Origin of the sequence: Streptomyces sp. AM8-1-1 (assembly GCF_032229325.1) — a bacterium.
Taxonomy (GTDB): Bacteria; Actinomycetota; Actinomycetes; order Streptomycetales; family Streptomycetaceae; genus Streptomyces; species Streptomyces achmelvichensis.
This window is the reverse complement of record NZ_CP135086.1, coordinates 6058722-6075529: the sequence shown is the minus strand read 5'-3', so window position 1 is coordinate 6075529 and position 16808 is coordinate 6058722. Positions and strand designations below refer to the sequence as shown.

18 protein-coding genes are annotated in these 16808 nt (G+C 69.9%); 6 read left to right on the top strand and 12 right to left on the bottom strand.

What is annotated here, in order from left to right:
* Positions 1-3 precede the first annotated feature (3 nt).
* Positions 4-405: a hypothetical protein gene (locus tag RPQ07_RS27060; RefSeq protein WP_313946805.1), complete on the top strand. Its 402-nt coding sequence runs from the start codon at positions 4-6 to the stop codon at positions 403-405.
* 19 nt (positions 406-424) lie between these two features.
* Here RPQ07_RS27060 and RPQ07_RS27055 read toward each other — a convergent pair whose 3' ends face one another.
* The 4 genes from RPQ07_RS27055 to coxB all read right to left on the bottom strand — a co-directional run bounded on the left by RPQ07_RS27055 (position 425) and on the right by coxB (position 4930).
* Entirely contained in the window at positions 425-1687 is a 1263-nt protein-coding gene (locus tag RPQ07_RS27055) for a L,D-transpeptidase (RefSeq protein ID WP_313946804.1), read from the bottom strand.
* Between the two features lie 119 nt (positions 1688-1806).
* Positions 1807-2205: a cytochrome c oxidase subunit 4 gene (locus tag RPQ07_RS27050; protein ID WP_313946803.1), complete on the bottom strand. Its 399-nt coding sequence runs from the start codon at positions 2203-2205 to the stop codon at positions 1807-1809.
* A complete protein-coding gene (gene ctaD, locus RPQ07_RS27045; RefSeq protein WP_313946802.1) occupies positions 2202-3941 on the bottom strand; it encodes a cytochrome c oxidase subunit I in 1740 nt (579 codons plus the stop codon). The genes RPQ07_RS27050 and ctaD overlap by 4 nt, the downstream gene beginning before the upstream one ends.
* On the bottom strand, positions 3938-4930 hold the full coding sequence (gene coxB / locus RPQ07_RS27040) for a cytochrome c oxidase subunit II (protein WP_391839220.1): 993 nt from the start codon (positions 4928-4930) through the stop codon (positions 3938-3940). The genes ctaD and coxB overlap by 4 nt, the downstream gene beginning before the upstream one ends.
* A 249-nt stretch (positions 4931-5179) precedes the next feature.
* Here coxB and RPQ07_RS27035 point away from each other — a divergent pair, with 249 nt between their 5' ends.
* Positions 5180-6541 (top strand): cysteine desulfurase/sulfurtransferase TusA family protein, encoded by a 1362-nt coding sequence (locus RPQ07_RS27035; protein WP_313946801.1) that lies wholly within the window; start codon positions 5180-5182, stop codon positions 6539-6541.
* A 256-nt stretch (positions 6542-6797) separates the two neighbouring features.
* Here the strand turns inward: RPQ07_RS27035 and RPQ07_RS27030 are convergent, their stop codons facing one another.
* Complete coding sequence (locus RPQ07_RS27030; protein WP_313946800.1) at positions 6798-7772, bottom strand: carbohydrate kinase family protein; 975 nt, start codon at positions 7770-7772, stop codon at positions 6798-6800.
* A gap of 128 nt (positions 7773-7900) precedes the next feature.
* On the opposite strand from RPQ07_RS27030, the gene RPQ07_RS27025 reads away from it, so the two are divergent.
* Positions 7901-8107: a hypothetical protein gene (locus RPQ07_RS27025; RefSeq protein WP_313946799.1), complete on the top strand. Its 207-nt coding sequence runs from the start codon at positions 7901-7903 to the stop codon at positions 8105-8107.
* A gap of 133 nt (positions 8108-8240) precedes the next feature.
* Complete coding sequence (locus tag RPQ07_RS27020) at positions 8241-9734, top strand: hypothetical protein (protein WP_313946798.1); 1494 nt, start codon at positions 8241-8243, stop codon at positions 9732-9734.
* 146 nt (positions 9735-9880) lie between these two features.
* Here RPQ07_RS27020 and RPQ07_RS27015 read toward each other — a convergent pair whose 3' ends face one another.
* On the bottom strand, positions 9881-10237 hold the full coding sequence (locus tag RPQ07_RS27015) for an iron-sulfur cluster assembly accessory protein (protein WP_313946797.1): 357 nt from the start codon (positions 10235-10237) through the stop codon (positions 9881-9883).
* A gap of 326 nt (positions 10238-10563) precedes the next feature.
* Here RPQ07_RS27015 and nadA point away from each other — a divergent pair, with 326 nt between their 5' ends.
* Positions 10564-11745 carry a quinolinate synthase NadA gene (gene nadA, locus RPQ07_RS27010; protein ID WP_313946796.1) on the top strand — a complete coding sequence of 394 codons (1182 nt, stop codon included), beginning with the start codon at positions 10564-10566 and terminating at the stop codon, positions 11743-11745.
* A gap of 60 nt (positions 11746-11805) precedes the next feature.
* Here the strand turns inward: nadA and RPQ07_RS27005 are convergent, their stop codons facing one another.
* On the bottom strand, positions 11806-12516 hold the full coding sequence (locus RPQ07_RS27005; RefSeq protein WP_313946795.1) for an alpha/beta hydrolase: 711 nt from the start codon (positions 12514-12516) through the stop codon (positions 11806-11808).
* A 79-nt stretch (positions 12517-12595) separates the two neighbouring features.
* Here RPQ07_RS27005 and RPQ07_RS27000 point away from each other — a divergent pair, with 79 nt between their 5' ends.
* Positions 12596-13099: a GNAT family N-acetyltransferase gene (locus RPQ07_RS27000; protein ID WP_313946794.1), complete on the top strand. Its 504-nt coding sequence runs from the start codon at positions 12596-12598 to the stop codon at positions 13097-13099.
* A gap of 107 nt (positions 13100-13206) precedes the next feature.
* On the opposite strand, the gene RPQ07_RS26995 is transcribed toward RPQ07_RS27000, so the two are convergent.
* The 5 genes from RPQ07_RS26995 to RPQ07_RS26975 all read right to left on the bottom strand — a co-directional run bounded on the left by RPQ07_RS26995 (position 13207) and on the right by RPQ07_RS26975 (position 16574).
* Positions 13207-13341: a hypothetical protein gene (locus tag RPQ07_RS26995; RefSeq protein ID WP_313946793.1), complete on the bottom strand. Its 135-nt coding sequence runs from the start codon at positions 13339-13341 to the stop codon at positions 13207-13209.
* Positions 13338-14024 carry a response regulator transcription factor gene (locus tag RPQ07_RS26990; RefSeq protein ID WP_313946792.1) on the bottom strand — a complete coding sequence of 229 codons (687 nt, stop codon included), beginning with the start codon at positions 14022-14024 and terminating at the stop codon, positions 13338-13340. The genes RPQ07_RS26995 and RPQ07_RS26990 overlap by 4 nt, the downstream gene beginning before the upstream one ends.
* Complete coding sequence (locus tag RPQ07_RS26985; protein ID WP_313946791.1) at positions 14021-15241, bottom strand: sensor histidine kinase; 1221 nt, start codon at positions 15239-15241, stop codon at positions 14021-14023. The genes RPQ07_RS26990 and RPQ07_RS26985 overlap by 4 nt, the downstream gene beginning before the upstream one ends.
* Positions 15242-15494: 253 nt before the next feature.
* A complete protein-coding gene (pspAA, locus tag RPQ07_RS26980; RefSeq protein WP_313946790.1) occupies positions 15495-15773 on the bottom strand; it encodes a PspA-associated protein PspAA in 279 nt (92 codons plus the stop codon).
* Between the two features lie 9 nt (positions 15774-15782).
* Positions 15783-16574: a PspA/IM30 family protein gene (locus RPQ07_RS26975; protein ID WP_313946789.1), complete on the bottom strand. Its 792-nt coding sequence runs from the start codon at positions 16572-16574 to the stop codon at positions 15783-15785.
* Between the last annotated feature and the right edge of the window lie 234 nt (positions 16575-16808).

Sequence of the window (16808 nt, the reverse complement as noted above, 5' to 3'; positions counted from 1 at the left end):
AGAATGCAGCCGACCGCCACCGTGCTGGTCTACAGCGACGACGCCAACACCCGCGAGCAGGTGCGGCTGGCGACCGGACGCAGGCCCGCGACCGACGTTCCGCCGGTCGAGTTCATCGAGTGCGCCACGCTGCCCGCCGTACTGAAGCAGCTGGACCAGGGCGGCGTCGATGTCTGCGTGCTGGACGGCGAGACGGTTCCCGCGGGCGGTATGGGCGTGTGCCGGCAGATCAAGGACGAGATCTTCGACTGCCCGCCCGTGCTGCTGCTGATCGGCCGCCCGCAGGACGCCTGGCTGGCCACCTGGAGCCGCGCGGAGGCCGCTGTGACCCTTCCGGTGGACCCGGTGGAGTTCGCGGACGCACTGGCGGCCCTGCTGCGCGGCAGGCTGGCCGTGGAGGCCTGACGAGCCTGCCGCGTGCCGGTCAGACCTGGGGACGCAGCCGTGCCGTGTCGACGGGGTTCGTGACGGCACCGGTGCCACCACCGGCCACCAGGGCGCTGCCCGTGCGCCACTTGTCCCAGTCCAGGTTCCAGTCGCCGAAACCGTTGCCGAACGGGTCCATCTCGTTTCCGGCACTGTTGACGACCTTCACCACGTCGCCCTCGCGGACGGTATTGAAGAACCACTGGGCATTGCTGGTCGACATGCCCGTGCAGCCGTGGCTGACGTTCGCGGCGCCCTGCGATCCGACGGACCACGGGGCGGCGTGCACGTACTCACCGCTCCAGGTGACGCGTGTGGCGTAGTACACAGGCAGGTCGTACGACTCCGAACTGCCCTCGGCGATGCCGATGCTGGTGCCGCGCATCCGGACGAAGTACTCCTTGGCGAGCACGACCTTGATGCCGTTGCGGGTGGAGAAGCCGGGCTTGCCGGTGGTCACCGGAATGGTGTTGATCACTTCTCCGTTGCGCAGGACCGTCATCTGGTGCGAGGCCGCGTCGGTGATGGCTTCGATCCGGTCGCCGATGGTGAGCTTCAGGCCCTTCGAGGAGCCTCCGTAGAGCTTGTTGGAGACCTTGACGCCCTGGAGGTTGCTGGAGGCGCTCACGGTCGCTCCGGAGGGCCAGTACTCCTTCGGGCGGAAGTGCAGCTTCTTGTCGTCGACCCAGTGCCAGGCGCCCTCCACCGAGGGCTGGGAGTCGACCTTGAGCGCACGTTCGACGACTTGCCGGGCGGCCTTGTCCTTGACGGGGAGGCTGAGGTCGGCCGTGATGGGCTGACCGACGCCGTACGTGCCCGCCTTCGGGCCGAAGGCGACCGTCAGGAGCCGCTTGGCCGGGGCGGTCTCGAAGGTGAGGGTGCGGCTGCCGGGTGAGCCGTCGGAGTCCTCCGTGGAGACCTTGACGGTGTACTTCGCACCGGCCGAGAGCGGGGCGGTGGAGCGCCAGCGGCTGCCGTCCGCGGAGAGTTCGCCGGCGAGGAAGTGCCCCGAGCTGTCGATGACGGTCACATCGGTGATGCGGCCGCTGTCACCCTTGGTGGTGACTTCGAGTGGCTTGTCGGGGTCGACCTTCTTCCCACTGGAGTGGGGCGTGTTGAAGGATATCTGCTCCGCCGCGTCGAACGGTGCGGCGGAGAGCGGATGGGTGTCGGGTTCGCCGCACGCGGTCGCTACCGCCCCGAGGGACACGACCAGCAAGGTGCAGCTCAGAATGGTGCGAAACCGAGGCGTCTGACTCATAAGCACACGTTATGAAGATCAGTCGGTAGCGGCGCGCCGAGAGGCTGCAAATGGGCGGACCCGGGTCCCCCTCGCGAGTGAAGGGGATCCGGGTCCGCCCGTGCGTTGCTGACGCGGTGTTACTGGTTCTGGCTCTCACCGCGGTAGTACTCGAACACCCAGCCGAAGAGTCCGACGAGGATCAGCGGCGCCGAGAAGTACAGCAGCCACCAGCCCATCGCGACGGCGAGGAAGGCGAGCGCACCACCGACGGCCAGCGAGAGCGGCTGCCAGCTGTGCGGGGAGAAGAACCCCACCTCGCCGGCCTCGTCCGCGACGTCGGCCTCCTTGTTGTCCTGCGCCATCGCGTCGACCCGCCGGGCCGTGAAGGCCAGGTAGAAGCCGATCATGATGCTCAGGCCGAAGGCCAGGAAGAGCGCGGTCGTACCGGCCGGATCCTTCGACCACACGCCGTACAGGATGGCGACGGCGAGGATGAAGAAGCTCAGCCACAGGAACATCTTGCCCTGGATCTTCACTTCCCGACCTCCTTGCCGCCGAACATCTTGGTGTCCTTCTGGCCGGCGTTCTCGAGGGTCTCGAGAGCCGCGACCTCAGGGTGGTGGAGGTCGAAGGCCGGGGATTCGGAACGGATCCGCGGCAGGGTGATGAAGTTGTGCCGGGGCGGCGGGCAGGACGTGGCCCATTCGAGTGAACGGCCGTAGCCCCACGGGTCGTCGACCTCGACCTTCTTGCCGTACTTCGCGGTCTTCCACACGTTGTAGAAGAACGGCAGGACCGAGAGGCCCAGGACGAACGAGCTGATCGTGGAGATGGTGTTCAGCGCGGTGAAGCCGTCGGCGGCGAGGTAGTCCGCGTACCGCCGCGGCATGCCCTCGGCGCCCAGCCAGTGCTGGACCAGGAAGGTGCCGTGGAAGCCGATGAACAGCGTCCAGAAGGTCATCTTGCCGAGCCGCTCGTCCAGCATCTTGCCGGTGAACTTCGGCCACCAGAAGTGGAAGCCGGCGAACATCGCGAACACCACGGTGCCGAACACGACGTAGTGGAAGTGCGCGACCACGAAGTACGAGTCGGAGACGTGGAAGTCCATCGGCGGCGAGGCCAGGATGACGCCCGTCAGACCACCGAAGGTGAAGGTGACCAGGAAGCCGATCGTCCACAGCATCGGTGTCTCGAAGGACAGTGAGCCCTTCCACATCGTGCCGATCCAGTTGAAGAACTTCACACCGGTCGGCACCGCGATCAAGAACGTCATGAATGAGAAGAACGGTAGGAGTACCCCGCCCGTCACATACATGTGGTGCGCCCAGACCGTCACCGACAGACCCGCGATCGCGATCGTCGCACCGATCAGACCGATGTAACCGAACATCGGCTTACGGCTGAAGACCGGGATCACTTCGGAGACGATCCCGAAGAACGGCAAGGCGATGATGTACACCTCTGGATGGCCGAAGAACCAGAAGAGGTGTTGCCACAGCAGTGCTCCGCCGTTGGCCGCGTCGAAGACATGGGCGCCGAACTTGCGATCCGCCTCCAGCGCGAAGAGCGCGGCGGCGAGAACCGGGAAGGCGAGCAGGACCAGCACACCGGTCAGCAGCACGTTCCAGGTGAAGATCGGCATCCGGAACATCGTCATGCCGGGTGCGCGCATGCAGATGATCGTGGTGATGAAGTTGACCGAGCCGAGGATCGTGCCGAAGCCGGAGAAGGCCAGACCCATGATCCACATGTCGGCGCCGATACCCGGCGAGCGGACGGCGTCCGACAGCGGGGAGTAGGCGAACCAGCCGAAGTCGGCCGCACCGTTCGGCGTGATGAAGCCCGCGACGGCGATGATCGAGCCGAAGAGGTACAGCCAGTACGCGAACATGTTCAGCCGCGGGAACGCCACGTCGGGCGCGCCGATCTGCAGCGGCATGATCCAGTTCGCGAAGCCGGCGAACAGCGGCGTCGCGAACATCAGCAGCATGATCGTGCCGTGCATCGTGAACGCCTGGTTGAACTGCTCGTTCGACATGATCTGCGTGCCCGGCCGGGCCAGCTCGGCGCGCATGAAGAGCGCCATCACTCCGCCGATGCAGAAGAAGACGAACGACGTGACCAGGTAGAGCGTGCCGATGGTCTTGTGGTCGGTGGTGGTCAGCCACTTCACCACCACATTGCCGGGCTGCTTGCGCCGTACCGGCAGCTCGTTCTCGTACGAGTCGTCAGCTGCTGCGGCGGCACCCTGGGGTTCGTTGAGGATGCTCACAGTTGGTTCTTCTCCGCATTCCTGGCCGGGTCCGTCTGCTCAATGCCCGACGGGATGTAGCCGGTCTGCCCCTTCTCCGCCAGCTCCTTCAGGTGCTGCTGGTAGCGCTCCGGAGAGACCACCTTGACGTTGAAGAGCATCCGGGAGTGGTCGACGCCGCAGAGCTCGGCGCACTTGCCCATGAAGGTGCCCTCCTGGGTCGGAGTCACCTCGAAGGAGTTGGTGTGGCCGGGGATGACGTCCTGCTTCATCAGGAAGGGAACCACCCAGAAGGAGTGGATCACGTCACGAGAGGTCAGGACGAACCGGACCTTCTCACCCATGGGCAGCCACAGCGTCGGACCCGGGTTGCCGTTCTGCGGGTTCCGCGTACCGGGGATACCGGCGTCGTAGACACCGCCGGCGTTGGCCGGGAAGTCGTCGCGGAACCTGTCGGGGATGGCCTGCAGGTCCGCGGACGTCTTCGCGTTGCCTTCGGAGCCCGGGACGTTCTCGATGTAGTTGAAGCCCCAGCTCCACTGGTACCCGACCACGTTGATCGTGTGGGCGGGCTTGTCGGCCAGGGAGAGAAGCTTGGACTCGTCACGCGCGGTGAAGTAGAAGAGCACCGAGACGATGATGAGCGGAACGACCGTGTACAGGGCCTCGATGGGCATGTTGTACCGGGTCTGCGGAGGAACCTCCACCTTGGTGCGGCTGCGCCGGTGGAAGATGACACTCCACACGATCAGGCCCCACACCAGGACGCCCGTGGCGAGCGCTGCCGCCCACGAGCCCTGCCAGAGGGACAGGATCCGCGGCGCCTCCTCCGTGACCGGGGTGGGCATACCAAGGCGGGGGAAATCCTTGTAGGTGCAACCTGTGGCGGTTGCCAGGATCAGGCCCGCAGTCAGCAGCTGCGTCAGCTTCCGCCGCATCGGGCGCCGCGACATGGGGGTACCGCCCGCGCCCCCCAGGGCGTGGGGGAGGTCGGAGCCGTTGGGACTCACGTAGCGCCTTCCCGAGAGTCTCGGCCCGCGCGGCATGCCGCGGCCGTCTCGCTGGTCGGTCGCCGGCCCTGACGCGGGCAGGGGTTTGGATGTTTATGCGGACCAAACCCTACTGGACGCTATTTGGGGTCGCGCGGGGAGGGTGCCCAACGCGCCGTCCGACACCCCGAAGGGATGGAAAGCGTCCGGAATGCCTGCCTCCGGCGGGCATCTGACGCTCCTTCCGGGCCCTGGGGTTAGCGTGGCGACGTGCCCTACTTCGATACCGCGTCCTCCGCTCCCCTGCACCCGGTTGCCCGCCAGGCCCTGCAGGCCTCCCTGGACGAGGGGTGGGCCGATCCCTCGCGGCTGTACCGCGAAGGGCGGCGGGCCAGACTGCTGCTGGACGCGGCGCGGGCGGCGGCGGCGGAGGCCGTGGGGTGCCGCCCGGACGAGCTCGTGTTCACTCCTTCGGGGACGCGCGCGGTTCACCTCGGGGTTTCCGGGGCGCTCGCGGGCCGTCGGCGTGTCGGACGGCATGTGGTGGTCTCGTCGGTGGAGCACTCCTCCGTTCTGCACGCGGCCGGCGACACCGCGACCGAGGTGCCGGTGGACCGGGCGGGCCGGGTGGACCCCGCGGCGTACGCGGCCGCGCTGCGCGAGGACACCGCGCTGGCCTGTCTGCAGTCCGCCAACCACGAGGTCGGCACGGAACAGCCGGTGGACCGGGTCGCCGAGGTCTGCCGTGCCGCCGGGGTGCCCCTGCTGGTGGACGCCGCCCAGTCGCTCGCGTGGGGGCCGGTCGGCGGGGACTGGTCGCTGCTCGCCGCCAGCGCGCACAAGTGGGGCGGTCCCGCGGGGGCCGGGCTGCTCGTCGTGCGCAAGGGCGTCCGGTTCGCTCCCCAGGAGCCCGCCGACGAGCGGGAGTCGGGCCGGTCCGCGGGCTTCGAGAACCTCCCCGCGATCGTCGCGGCGGCCGCCTCGCTGCGGGCGGTACGCGCCGAGGCCGCGGAGGAGGCGGTACGGCTGCGGGCCCTGGTGGACCGTATCCGCGCCCGGGTGCCGGAACTGGTCCCGGACGTCGAGGTGGTGGGCGATCCGGTGCACCGGCTGCCCCATCTCGTCACCTTCTCCTGTCTCTATGTCGATGGAGAGACTCTGCTGCACGAACTGGACCGGGAGGGCTTCTCGGTCTCCTCGGGGTCCTCGTGCACGTCGAGCACCCTGACGCCGAGCCATGTGCTGCGGGCGATGGGGGTGCTGAGCGAGGGCAATGTGCGCGTGTCGCTGCCGCTCGGCACGACCGGGGAGGACGTGGACCGGTTCCTGGAGGTGCTGCCGTCGGTGGTGTCCGCGGTACGGGAACGGCTCGGCGCGCCGACCGCCACGGAGAGCACCGGGCAGGAGCCGTCCCTCGTGGTGGACGCGCTCGGGAAGCGGTGCCCGATCCCGGTGATCGAGCTGGCGAAGGTGATCGGCGACGTACCGCTGGGCGGCACGGTGACGGTGCTGTCGGACGACGAGGCGGCGCGGCTGGACATCCCGGCGTGGTGCGTGATGCGGGACCAGGAGTACGTGGGCGAGGAGACGGCGGAGCGCGGGACGGCGTACGTGGTGCGGCGACTGGTGTAGCGGCGCTTCGGCGGCGGTCGGCGCCGGCGGCCTGGCGGGACCCGGAGCCCCGGCCGGGCTTCGCCGTTCGGGCGCGGCGGCGCGGATTCCGACGGGCGAGCGGACCGGCGGGGCGGCGTGGGGGCCGGGCGAGCGGACCGGGCCGGGGCGGTGCTGTTTCGGCGGGCGCTCGGGAAACCGGTGTTCCGGAGAAACGGCGCTCCCCCCGGACCGCCGTCCGGGGGGAGCTCGACGTACTGACGTAACAGGGGACGGTTCAGCCCAGGTGGCCGCGGACCTCGGCCGCCGCCTCGTGGCCGTACGCCTTGGTGAAGCGGTCCATGAAGTGCGCCCGCCGCAGTGTGTACTCCTGCGTGCCCAGCGTCTCGATCACCAGTGTCGCGAGCATGCAGCCGACCTGTGCCGCGCGCTCCAGGCCCACGTCCCAGGTCAGGCCCGAGAGGAAGCCCGCGCGGAAGGCGTCGCCCACGCCCGTCGGGTCGACCTTGGCCTCCTCCTCGGCGCAGCCGACCTCGATCGGCTCGTGGCCGGCGCGCTCGATGCGCACGCCGTTCGCGCCGAGGGTGGTGACCCGGTGGCCGACGCGGCCCAGGATCTCCTCGTCGGTCCAGCCGGTCTTGGACTCGATGAGTCCCTTCTCGTACTCGTTGGAGAAGAGGTAGGTGGCGCCGTCGAGCAGTATCCGGATCTCGTCACCGTTCATCCGGGCGATCTGCTGCGAGAAGTCGGCCGCGAAGGGGATCTGCCGCGAACGGCACTCCTCGGTGTGCCGCAGCATCGCCTCCGGGTCGTCCGCGCCGATCAGCACCAGGTCCAGGCCGCCGACCCGGTCCGCGACCGACTTCAGCTCGATCTGGCGGGCCTCGCTCATGGCGCCGGTGTAGAAGGAGCCGATCTGGTTGTGGTCGGCGTCGGTGGTGCAGACGAAGCGTGCGGTGTGAAGGACCTCGGAGATCCTGACGGACCCGGTGTCCACGCCGTGGCGGTCGAGCCAGGCGCGGTACTCGTCGAAGTCCGATCCGGCCGCTCCGACCAGGATCGGCCTGGTGCCCAGCTGGCCCATGCCGAAGCAGATGTTCGCGCCGACACCGCCCCTGCGCACATCGAGGTTGTCGACCAGGAAGGAGAGGGAGACCGTGTGCAGCTGGTCCGCGACGAGTTGGTCCGCGAAACGGCCGGGGAAGGTCATGAGGTGATCGGTGGCGATGGAACCGGTGACTGCGATTCGCACGGCGATGCGCTCCAGGGGCGGGGGCGGATGACGCTTCACGCTACCGGTTGTCAGGCCGGGGCTGAAGGGCAGAAACTACCCGATAGTAGGGCTTTTTTCGCGGACCTCCCGATGCGTACGGTGCGGATATGACAAAGTCCATCGCCTCCCCCGCGCCGCTCGAGTCCGAGATCTCCCTGGCCCAGCTGCGCGGCGACTGCGCACGGATGGCTCCCCACTGGGTGGTGCCGGCCGCCAAGGCGGCCGCTCCGGTGTCGCCGTCCCGTATCCATGGTGTCGTCGTACCCGCCTCATCGGCACGGCTCCTGGACGCCATGTCTGAATACGGCGACTGAGTCCGGAGCACTCACCGCACGGCCCGTCGAGGGCGCAAGAGTCAACTCCGGGCGCTCCGGGGAACCGTGCGCGCCCCCGCTCCGTCTCATCGGTGCCCCCGTATCCCGGGGACACACGACAAGGAGCGATGCGGTGAGCAGCACGGAGAACACTCACGACAGCTCACGCCGCCGGCGTTCCCCGCTCGCTGTCGCCTCGGTGGCGGCGGCAGTACTGATCGCGGGTGGCGGCAGTGCGTACTTCGCGACGGCCGGCTTCGGCAGCGGCGACGACGGTGCGGACGCCAGAAGCGGTGCGTCCGGCAATGACGCGAAACCGCCGTTGCTCTCGCTGGACACTCCCCGGGACTCGGGCCCCGGGATCGCCCCGGGTGAGCCCGACCCGGGCGGCGGCACCGTCTACCGGGCCGAGGGCAAGCTCCCGGACGGCCCGGAGGAAGCGGCCGTGCACCGGGCGCGGGGTGCGGTCACCGCGGACGAGGTGACGCGCCTGGCGAAGGCGCTCGGCATCCCGGGCACACCCCGGCTCGTCGGGCCCGCCTGGAAGATCGGCGCGGACAAGGACGGCTCCGGCCGGATGCTGGAGGTGAACAAGCAGGCGCCGGGCACCTGGACCTTCTCCGCCTTCGGCACCGCGCCGAGCGGCGACAACTGCCTGAAGGGCAAGGCCTGTCCGTCCGGCGGCGATGCCGACACCGGACGGACCACCCCCGCCGGCAAGCCGGTGAGCGAGGCGGCCGCGAAGAAGGCCGCCGCGCCGGTACTCGCGGCGCTCGGTCAGAGCGATGCCGCCCTGGACGCACGCCAGTTGATGGGTGCGGTCCGCGTGGTGAACGCCGATCCGAAGGTCGGCGGACTGCCCACCTACGGCTGGACGACGGGTGTGCAGATCGGTGCGGACGGCCAGGTCGTGGGCGGTGGCGGGCAGTTGAAGAAGCCCGCGAAGAGCGCCTCGTACCCGGTGCTCTCCGCCGACGACGCCCTGAAGCAGCTGAACAAGGACGCCCGCGGCGACGGCACGGTCGGTATCGGGGGTTGCGCGACACCGGCACCGGTGGAGGGTGAGCAGAAGCCGGCGGCCCCGTGCGAGCCGAAGAGCGCGAAGCCTGCCACGCCGCAGCAACTGGCGATCGGCAAGGCGGTGTTCGGACTGGCCGCGCAGTACGTGGACGGTCAGCAGGCGCTGGTCCCGTCGTGGCTGTTCGCAGTGGAACCGGCCGGCGGCACAAGGACGTTCACGATCGCCCAGCCGGCGGTGGCACCGAAGTATCTGAAGCCGGCCGAGCCGCCGTCGTCGGCCAAGCCGCCGCAGCAGGACATCGAGCCGACCGCGCCGCCGAAGACAACGGCTCCGCAGTCCGAGCGCCGGGTCCAGTCGTACGCCGTGGACGGGCGGACACTGACGGTCACCTTCTGGGGCGGGGTGTGCAGCGACTACGCGGCGACGGCGACCGAGAAGGGCGGCGAGGTCACGGTACGGATCACCGAGTCCAAGCCGAACCCGGACCGGGTCTGCATCGCGATCGCCAAGGAGCTCACGGAGAAGGTCACGCTGGACAAGCCGCTCGGCGACCGGAAGGTCCTGGACGCGGACACGGGCAAGGCGGTGCCGCTCCAGGGGCGGTGACCGCCCCGCGCGGACACACGCCCTCGCGGACGTGGTGAGCGTGGCACGGCGGACATGACGAAGGCGGCGACCCTGGTGGGGTCGCCGCCTTTCGCATGGCTCAGCAGGCCGGGCTCCCGGGGCTCACGCCCAGGGACGCGTCGGTCCTAGCTGAAGGAGTCGCCGCAGGCGCAGGAGCCGGTCGCGTTCGGGTTGTCGATCGTGAAGCCCTGCTTCTCGATGGTGTCGACGAAGTCGATCGAGGCGCCGCCCAGGTACGGGGCGCTCATGCGGTCGGTAACGACCTTGACGCCGCCGAAGTCCTTGACGACATCGCCGTCGAGCGCACGCTCGTCGAAGAACAGCTGGTACCGCAGGCCGGAGCAGCCACCGGGCTGAACCGCGACGCGCAGCGCCAGGTCCTCCCGGCCTTCCTGGTCCAGCAGGGCCTTGACCTTGGCCGCGGCGGCGTCGGAAAGGAGGATGCCGTCGCTCACGGTGGTGGTCTCGTCCGATACGGACATCTGCTTCATCACTCCCGGGATGGGGTCTCCCCGCCGGAGGCAGGGGTACGGAGACTGCTTGCCGACGATTGCAACCGGCGCGGCCGCGGATTCATTCCGGACCGATGGACGTGTTTTGCCCTTTCATGCTCGCACACCGACGCACGGGCGGGCACGGGTCCGGGGTGAGGGGGTGCGTCACATCGACGCTATCGGCATCGTCAAAGTGACGTGAAGCAGTTATGATAGATAGCGTCAAACAGACGAGAAGGTCTTCCGGTGGCAGCCCAGGCTCCACTGGAGCGGCCATCGCCGCGCTCAACGCCCAAGAAGAAAGGGTGCGTGTCGTGACCACCGCCCAAGCCCGTACGGAACTCGACGTCCAGCCGACGCCGCTCGCCCTGCTGCTGCTCGGCCGAGAGGCCGACCCCCGGAGCGAACGCGGTGTGGAGTGCCCCGGTGACCTGCCCTCCCCGTCCGACCCGGACCTGGTGGAACGCGCCCGCGCGGCCAAGGAGAAGCTCGGCGAGAAGGTCTTCGTCCTCGGCCACCACTACCAGCGTGACGAGGTCATCCAGTTCGCCGACGTCACCGGCGACTCCTTCAAGCTGGCCAAGGACGCGGCGGCGCGGCCGGAGGCCGAGTACATCGTCTTCTGCGGTGTGCACTTCATGGCCGAGTCCGCGGACATCCTCACCACCGACGACCAGATGGTCGTCCTGCCCGACCTGGCCGCCGGCTGCTCGATGGCCGACATGGCGACGGCCGAGCAGGTCGCGGAGTGCTGGGACGTACTGACCGAGGCCGGCATAGCCGAGCAGGTCGTGCCCGTCTCGTACATGAACTCCTCCGCGGACATCAAGGCCTTCACCGGCAAGCACGGCGGCACGATCTGCACCTCGTCCAACGCCAAGCGGGCGCTGGACTGGGCGTTCGAGCAGGGGGAGAAGGTGCTGTTCCTCCCCGACCAGCACCTCGGGCGCAACACCGCCGTACGGGACATGGGGATGTCGCTGGAGGACTGCGTCCTCTACAACCCGCACAAGCCGAACGGCGGGCTGACCGCAGAGCAGCTGCGGGACGCCAAGATGATCCTGTGGCGCGGGCACTGCTCCGTGCACGGCCGCTTCTCGCTGGACTCCGTCGAGGACGTCCGCGCGCGGATTCCCGGCGTCAACGTGCTGGTGCACCCCGAGTGCAAGCACGAGGTCGTCGCGGCCGCGGACTACGTCGGCTCGACGGAGTACATCATCAAGACGCTGGAGGCGGCCCCGGCCGGTTCCAAGTGGGCCATCGGCACCGAGCTCAATCTGGTCCGCCGGGTCGCGAACGCGCACCCCGACAAGGAGATCGTCTTCCTCGACAAGACGGTCTGCTTCTGCTCGACGATGAACCGCATCGACCTTCCGCACCTGGTGTGGACGCTGGAGTCGCTGGCCGAGGGCAATCTGGTCAACCGGATCCAGGTCGACAAGGAGACGGAGAGCTTCGCGAAGCTGGCGCTGGAGCGGATGCTCGCCCTGCCGTAGGCGTGGGCCTGCACCGCGATCGCCGCAGGACGGCCACCGAGGGGGAAGGAGGCGCCCCGGTCACCGCGACCGGGGCGCCTCCGTGCCGTTGCAGATCAGCTCGGTGAGCTCCACCGGGCGGCTCAGCGCCACGAGGTGGCCGCCCGGCAGGTCCTCGACGGGCACTCCCGGCAGGCGCTCCGCGGCGATCCGCAGCTGGAACCCGAGCGGGAAGAACCGGTCGTCGCGGCCCTGGAGGATGCGGGTGGGGACGTCCGGCCAGGCCCGCAGCGGCCAGGGTTCGGCGAACAGCGCCTCCGAGGGGCCGGACGCCTCGCCGGACATCGCCTCATCGGTGGCGTCCTGGGGCACGTCGTGGAAGAAGTCGACGATCAGGTCGAATCCCGCGTCCGGGTCGCGCCCCTCTTCCGCCGCGAAGGCGCGTGCGGCCGCGTCCCGGCCGGTGTTGTCCCACCACTCCCCCGCGGTCTCACCGGGGGTCGGGATCATCGGATTGACCAGGATGAGCTGCTGGACGGGGATGCGCTCGCACACCAGGGGGGCGATGACGGCCGCGAGGGACTGGGCGACCAGGACCGGCCCGTCGTCGCCGGTGTCGCGGTCGCCGATCGCGTTCACGACGGCCGTGACATGCTCGGCGAGACCGGCGTCGAGGCCGCTCGGCAGATCGACGGCGACGGCGTCGTGCCCCCGCTCGCGCAGCATCGGCACGACCCGGTGCCAGTACCAGGCGCGGCCGTCGGCACCGGGGATGAGCACATACGTCGTCATGCGGAGCTCCTAGATCGTGTCCGCAGCGCCTGACAGCAGGCCGGCAGGACCATCGTGGCGTCTGTATACCCTGACCCGCATGTCCACGCTCTTCCTTTCCCCCATGCGGTTCTCGCCGCGGGAGATCTCCGAGGTGGTGGATCTCTACGCGAGCAACCCGGAGTACTGGCGGGAGGCCGGCGAGTACGACGCCGGGAACATCCCCGCCGATCGGGTCGAGACCGATCTGCGGGCGGAGGCCACTGCCGAGGGCGCCGAGATCCTGCTCGCCCGCGACCCGCAGGGCCGGCTCAGCGGGATGCTCTGCCTGCTCGGCCGCCATCCGGTGGACGGTCTGCCGTGGATCGGCCTGCTGATGATCCACGGGGACCTGCACCGCCGGGGCGTCGGCGGCGCGCTCGCCGACATGGCGGAGCAGCGGTTCGCCGACGACGGCCGCGAGGGCCTGCGGCTGGCCGTGCTGGAGTCCAACGAGCCGGCGCTGCGGTTCTGGGAGTCCCGCGGCTGGCAGGAGTGCGACCGCCGGCCGGACCTCGCGCACGGCCGGCCGTGCGTCGTGCTGCACAAGACGCTGCGCGCGTGACGGCCGGCCCGCCCGCGGCCGGCATCAGTCCCTGACCCGGGCCCGGAAAACGAGCCACCCGGCCCGGTCCCTCGCGGGGGCCGGGCCGGGGTGGCCGTGGTGAGGTGTTACGCGTTCGCCGGAGCCGGCTCGTCGGAGTTCTTGGCGTTCTTGGCGTCCTTCGCGTCCTTCGCGTCCTTCGCGTCCTTCAGCCATCCGGGAGGGCACACCCGTAGGCCCCAGGTCCCGACGATCCGCTTCACTCCACCCTTGGACGGACCAGACCCGATTCGTAGGCGATGACGACGAGCTGGGCCCGGTCGCGGGCGCCGAGCTTGGCCATGGCCCGGTTCACGTGCGTTTTCACCGTCAGCGGGCTGACGGCGAGGCGGGTGGCGATCTCGTCGTTGGAGTGGCCTCCGCCGACCAGGACGAGGACCTCGCGCTCCCGCACAGTGAGGGCCGCGAGCCGTTCCGAGTACGCCTCGGAATCCGGGCCGTCGTCCGAAGGGCCGCCCTGCGCGAGGAACTTGGCGATCAGGCCCTTGGTCGCGACGGGCGAGAGCAGCGCCTCACCGGCCGCAGCGATGCGGATGGCATTGAGCAGTTCGTCCGGTTCGGCGCCCTTGCCGAGGAAGCCGGAGGCGCCGGCCCGCAGCGACTGCACGACGTACTCGTCCACCTCGAAGGTGGTCAGCATGACGACCCGTACATGCGACAGTCCGGGGTCCGCGCTGATCATGCGGGTCGCCGCGAGACCGTCGGTGCCGGGCATCCGGATGTCCATCAGGACGACATCGGCCTTCTCCGACCGGGCGAGCGTGACCGCCTCGGCGCCGTCGGCGGCCTCCCCGACGACCAGCATGTCGGGCTCGGAGTCCACGAGGACCCGGAACGCGCTGCGCAGCAGGGTCTGGTCGTCGGCCAGCAGCACCCTGATCGTCATGTGTCCTCCCCCGTGCGGGCCTTGAAGGGCAGTATCGCCTGGACACGGAATCCGCCGCCGTAGCGAGGGCCCGCGCTGAGCGCGCCGCCGAGTGCGGTGACCCGCTCGCGCATGCCGAGCAGACCGTGACCGCCGCCGTCCGTCCGGCCGTCGGGCTCGTTGCCGTTGTCCAGCACCGTGACCTCCAGGGTCGGGCCGACACGGATCACGCTCACCTCGGCCTTGGCGTCCGGGCCCGCGTGCTTCTGCACATTGGTCAGCGCCTCCTGGATGATCCGGTACGCGGCGAGGTCGACGGCCGCGGGGGCCCGGTCGCCGTCGTCGGCACGGGCGACCTCGACGGGGAGGCCCGCCTGCCGGAAGGTGGTGACCAGCTCATCGAGCACATCGAGCCCCGGCGCGGGTTCGGTGGGCGCCTCCGGGTCGCCGGACTGGCGCAGCAGGCCGACGGTGGCCCGCAGTTCGTTGAGGGCCGAGCGGCTGGCCTCGCGCACATGCGCGAGCGCTTCCTTGGCCTGGTCGGGGCGCTTGTCCATGACATGCGCGGCAACGCCGGCCTGCACATTGACCAGGGCGATGTGGTGCGCGACCACGTCGTGGAGGTCGCGGGCGATCCGCAGCCGCTCCTCGGCGACCCGGCGCCGGGCCTCCTCCTCGCGGGTCCGCTCGGCGCGCTCGGCCCGTTCCCGTATGGCGTCGACGAAGGCCCGGCGGCTGCGCACGGCGTCGCCGGCGGCGGCCGCCATGCCGGTCCAGGCGAAGATGCCGACGTTCTCCTGCGTGTACCAGGGCGTCGAGCCGAACAGCATGGCCGAACCGGTGAGCACCCCCATGGTGAGCAGGCCGACCCGCCAGGTCGTGGGGCGGTCGGTGCGGGACGCGACGGTGTAGAGGGCGATCACGGCGCTCATCGCGACGGGGGCCGCGGGGTCCCCGAGGACGAGCTCGACGACGGACACCGCGGCGGTGAAGATCAGGACGCCCATGGAGTTGCGGCGGCGGAAGACCAGCGCGGCGGAGACCAGCACCATCAGCACCACGCTGCGCACCTCGGGGGTGCGGCCGCCGAACTTCGGGCCGTGCTCCCCGTTCGGGTCCGCGAACGAGCCGACGACCATGCACACCAGCACCGCGGCGGCCAGCGCTCCGTCGAACGCCAGAGGGTGCTCGCGGAGCCAGCGCTGGGTGCGGGCGAACCCGGTGGCGAGTGAGGTCACGTCGGGCAACGTTACGGCCCCTTGCGCGGGCGGTGTACGCCCCGGTGGGGCGGAGGGCCGAGGAGGGTCGCGGACGCGGTGCCGCGGCGGTCCGGCCCCCCGTGGCGCCGCGGCGGTCCGGCCTCCCGCGGCGCCGCGGGAGGCCGGCCTGCCGCACCCCCGCCGCGGGACGCGCAGACGGCACTGCCCCCCGGAGACCGGGGGGCAGTGCCGCTGTCGGAGTGCGCAGGACGGCCGGAGGCCGGACCGTCCGTCAGCCGGGGATCAGACCGTCGTCGCGGAGCAGCTTCCGTACGTCCTCGAGCGTCGCGTCGGGCGCCGGGAGAATCAGCTCGGACGGCTCCAGGGAGTCGTCCGGCAGAGGCTCGCCGAGCTCGCGGATTCTCTCCAGGAGCGCGTGGAGCGTGCGCCGGAAGCCGGGGCCGTCCCCGCTCTGCATCTCGGCGAGCAGTTCGTCGTCCAGCCTGTTGAGCTCGGCGAGGTGGCTGTCCGCCACGCTCACCTGGCCCTCCCCCATGATCCGTACGATCATGACGAGTCCCTACTGCTTGTCGAACTTCGGGGTGTTCTGCTGCGGAGCGGCGTCCTGCCGGCCGTCGCCGCCCTCGATGGCCTGCTGCGAGGAGGAGCCGCCGGCGAGCTCGGCCTTCATCCGCTGCAGCTCCAGCTCCACATCCGTACCACCGGAGATGCGGTCCAGCTCGGCGGCGATGTCGTCCTTCGCCATACCGGTCGGATCGTCGAGCGCGCCGGAGGCGAGGAGCTCGTCGATCGCACCGGCGCGGGCCTGGAGCTGCGCGGTCTTGTCCTCGGCCCGCTGGATCGCCTGGCCGACGTCGCCCATCTCCTCGGAGATGCCGGAGAAGGCCTCGCCGATCCGGGTCTGTGCCTGGGCGGCCGTGTACGTGGCCTTGATGGTCTCCTTCTTCGTACGGAAGGCGTCGACCTTGGCCTGCAGACGCTGGGCCGCGAGGGTGAGCTTCTCCTCCTCGCCCTGCAGCGTCTGGTGCTGCGTCTCCAGGTCCGTGACCTGCTGCTGGAGCGCGGCACGGCGGGAGAGCGCCTCGCGGGCCAGGTCCTCCCGGCCGAGCGCCAGCGCCTTGCGGCCCTGGTCCTCCAGCTTGGTGGACTGCCCCTGGAGCTGGTTCAGCTGCAGTTCCAGGCGCTTGCGGGAGGTCGCCACATCGGCGACTCCGCGACGCACCTTCTGCAGCAGCTCCAGCTGCTTCTGGTAGGAGTAATCGAGGGTCTCGCGCGGATCCTCGGCCCTGTCGAGGGCCTTGTTTGCCTTCGCGCGGAAGATCATCCCCATACGCTTCATGACACCGCTCATGGGCTTCGCGCGCCCCCTTCTGACGGACTAAAGCTCCAGCACTCCAACAGAACCCACAGTACGGGCCCTGCATCCATTACCGCACTGTTCAGGCGCGGATGCGCTCATCCCCAAGGACGACTGCTTCCCGGTCCGATCCGGCGCAAGGAGTAGGTGGCCATCAGGGAAACCTCGGGCAACGTCCGCTCTGTCCGGCTTGTCACCGGCTTCTGTCCCCTACAGACGCGCGGCGTT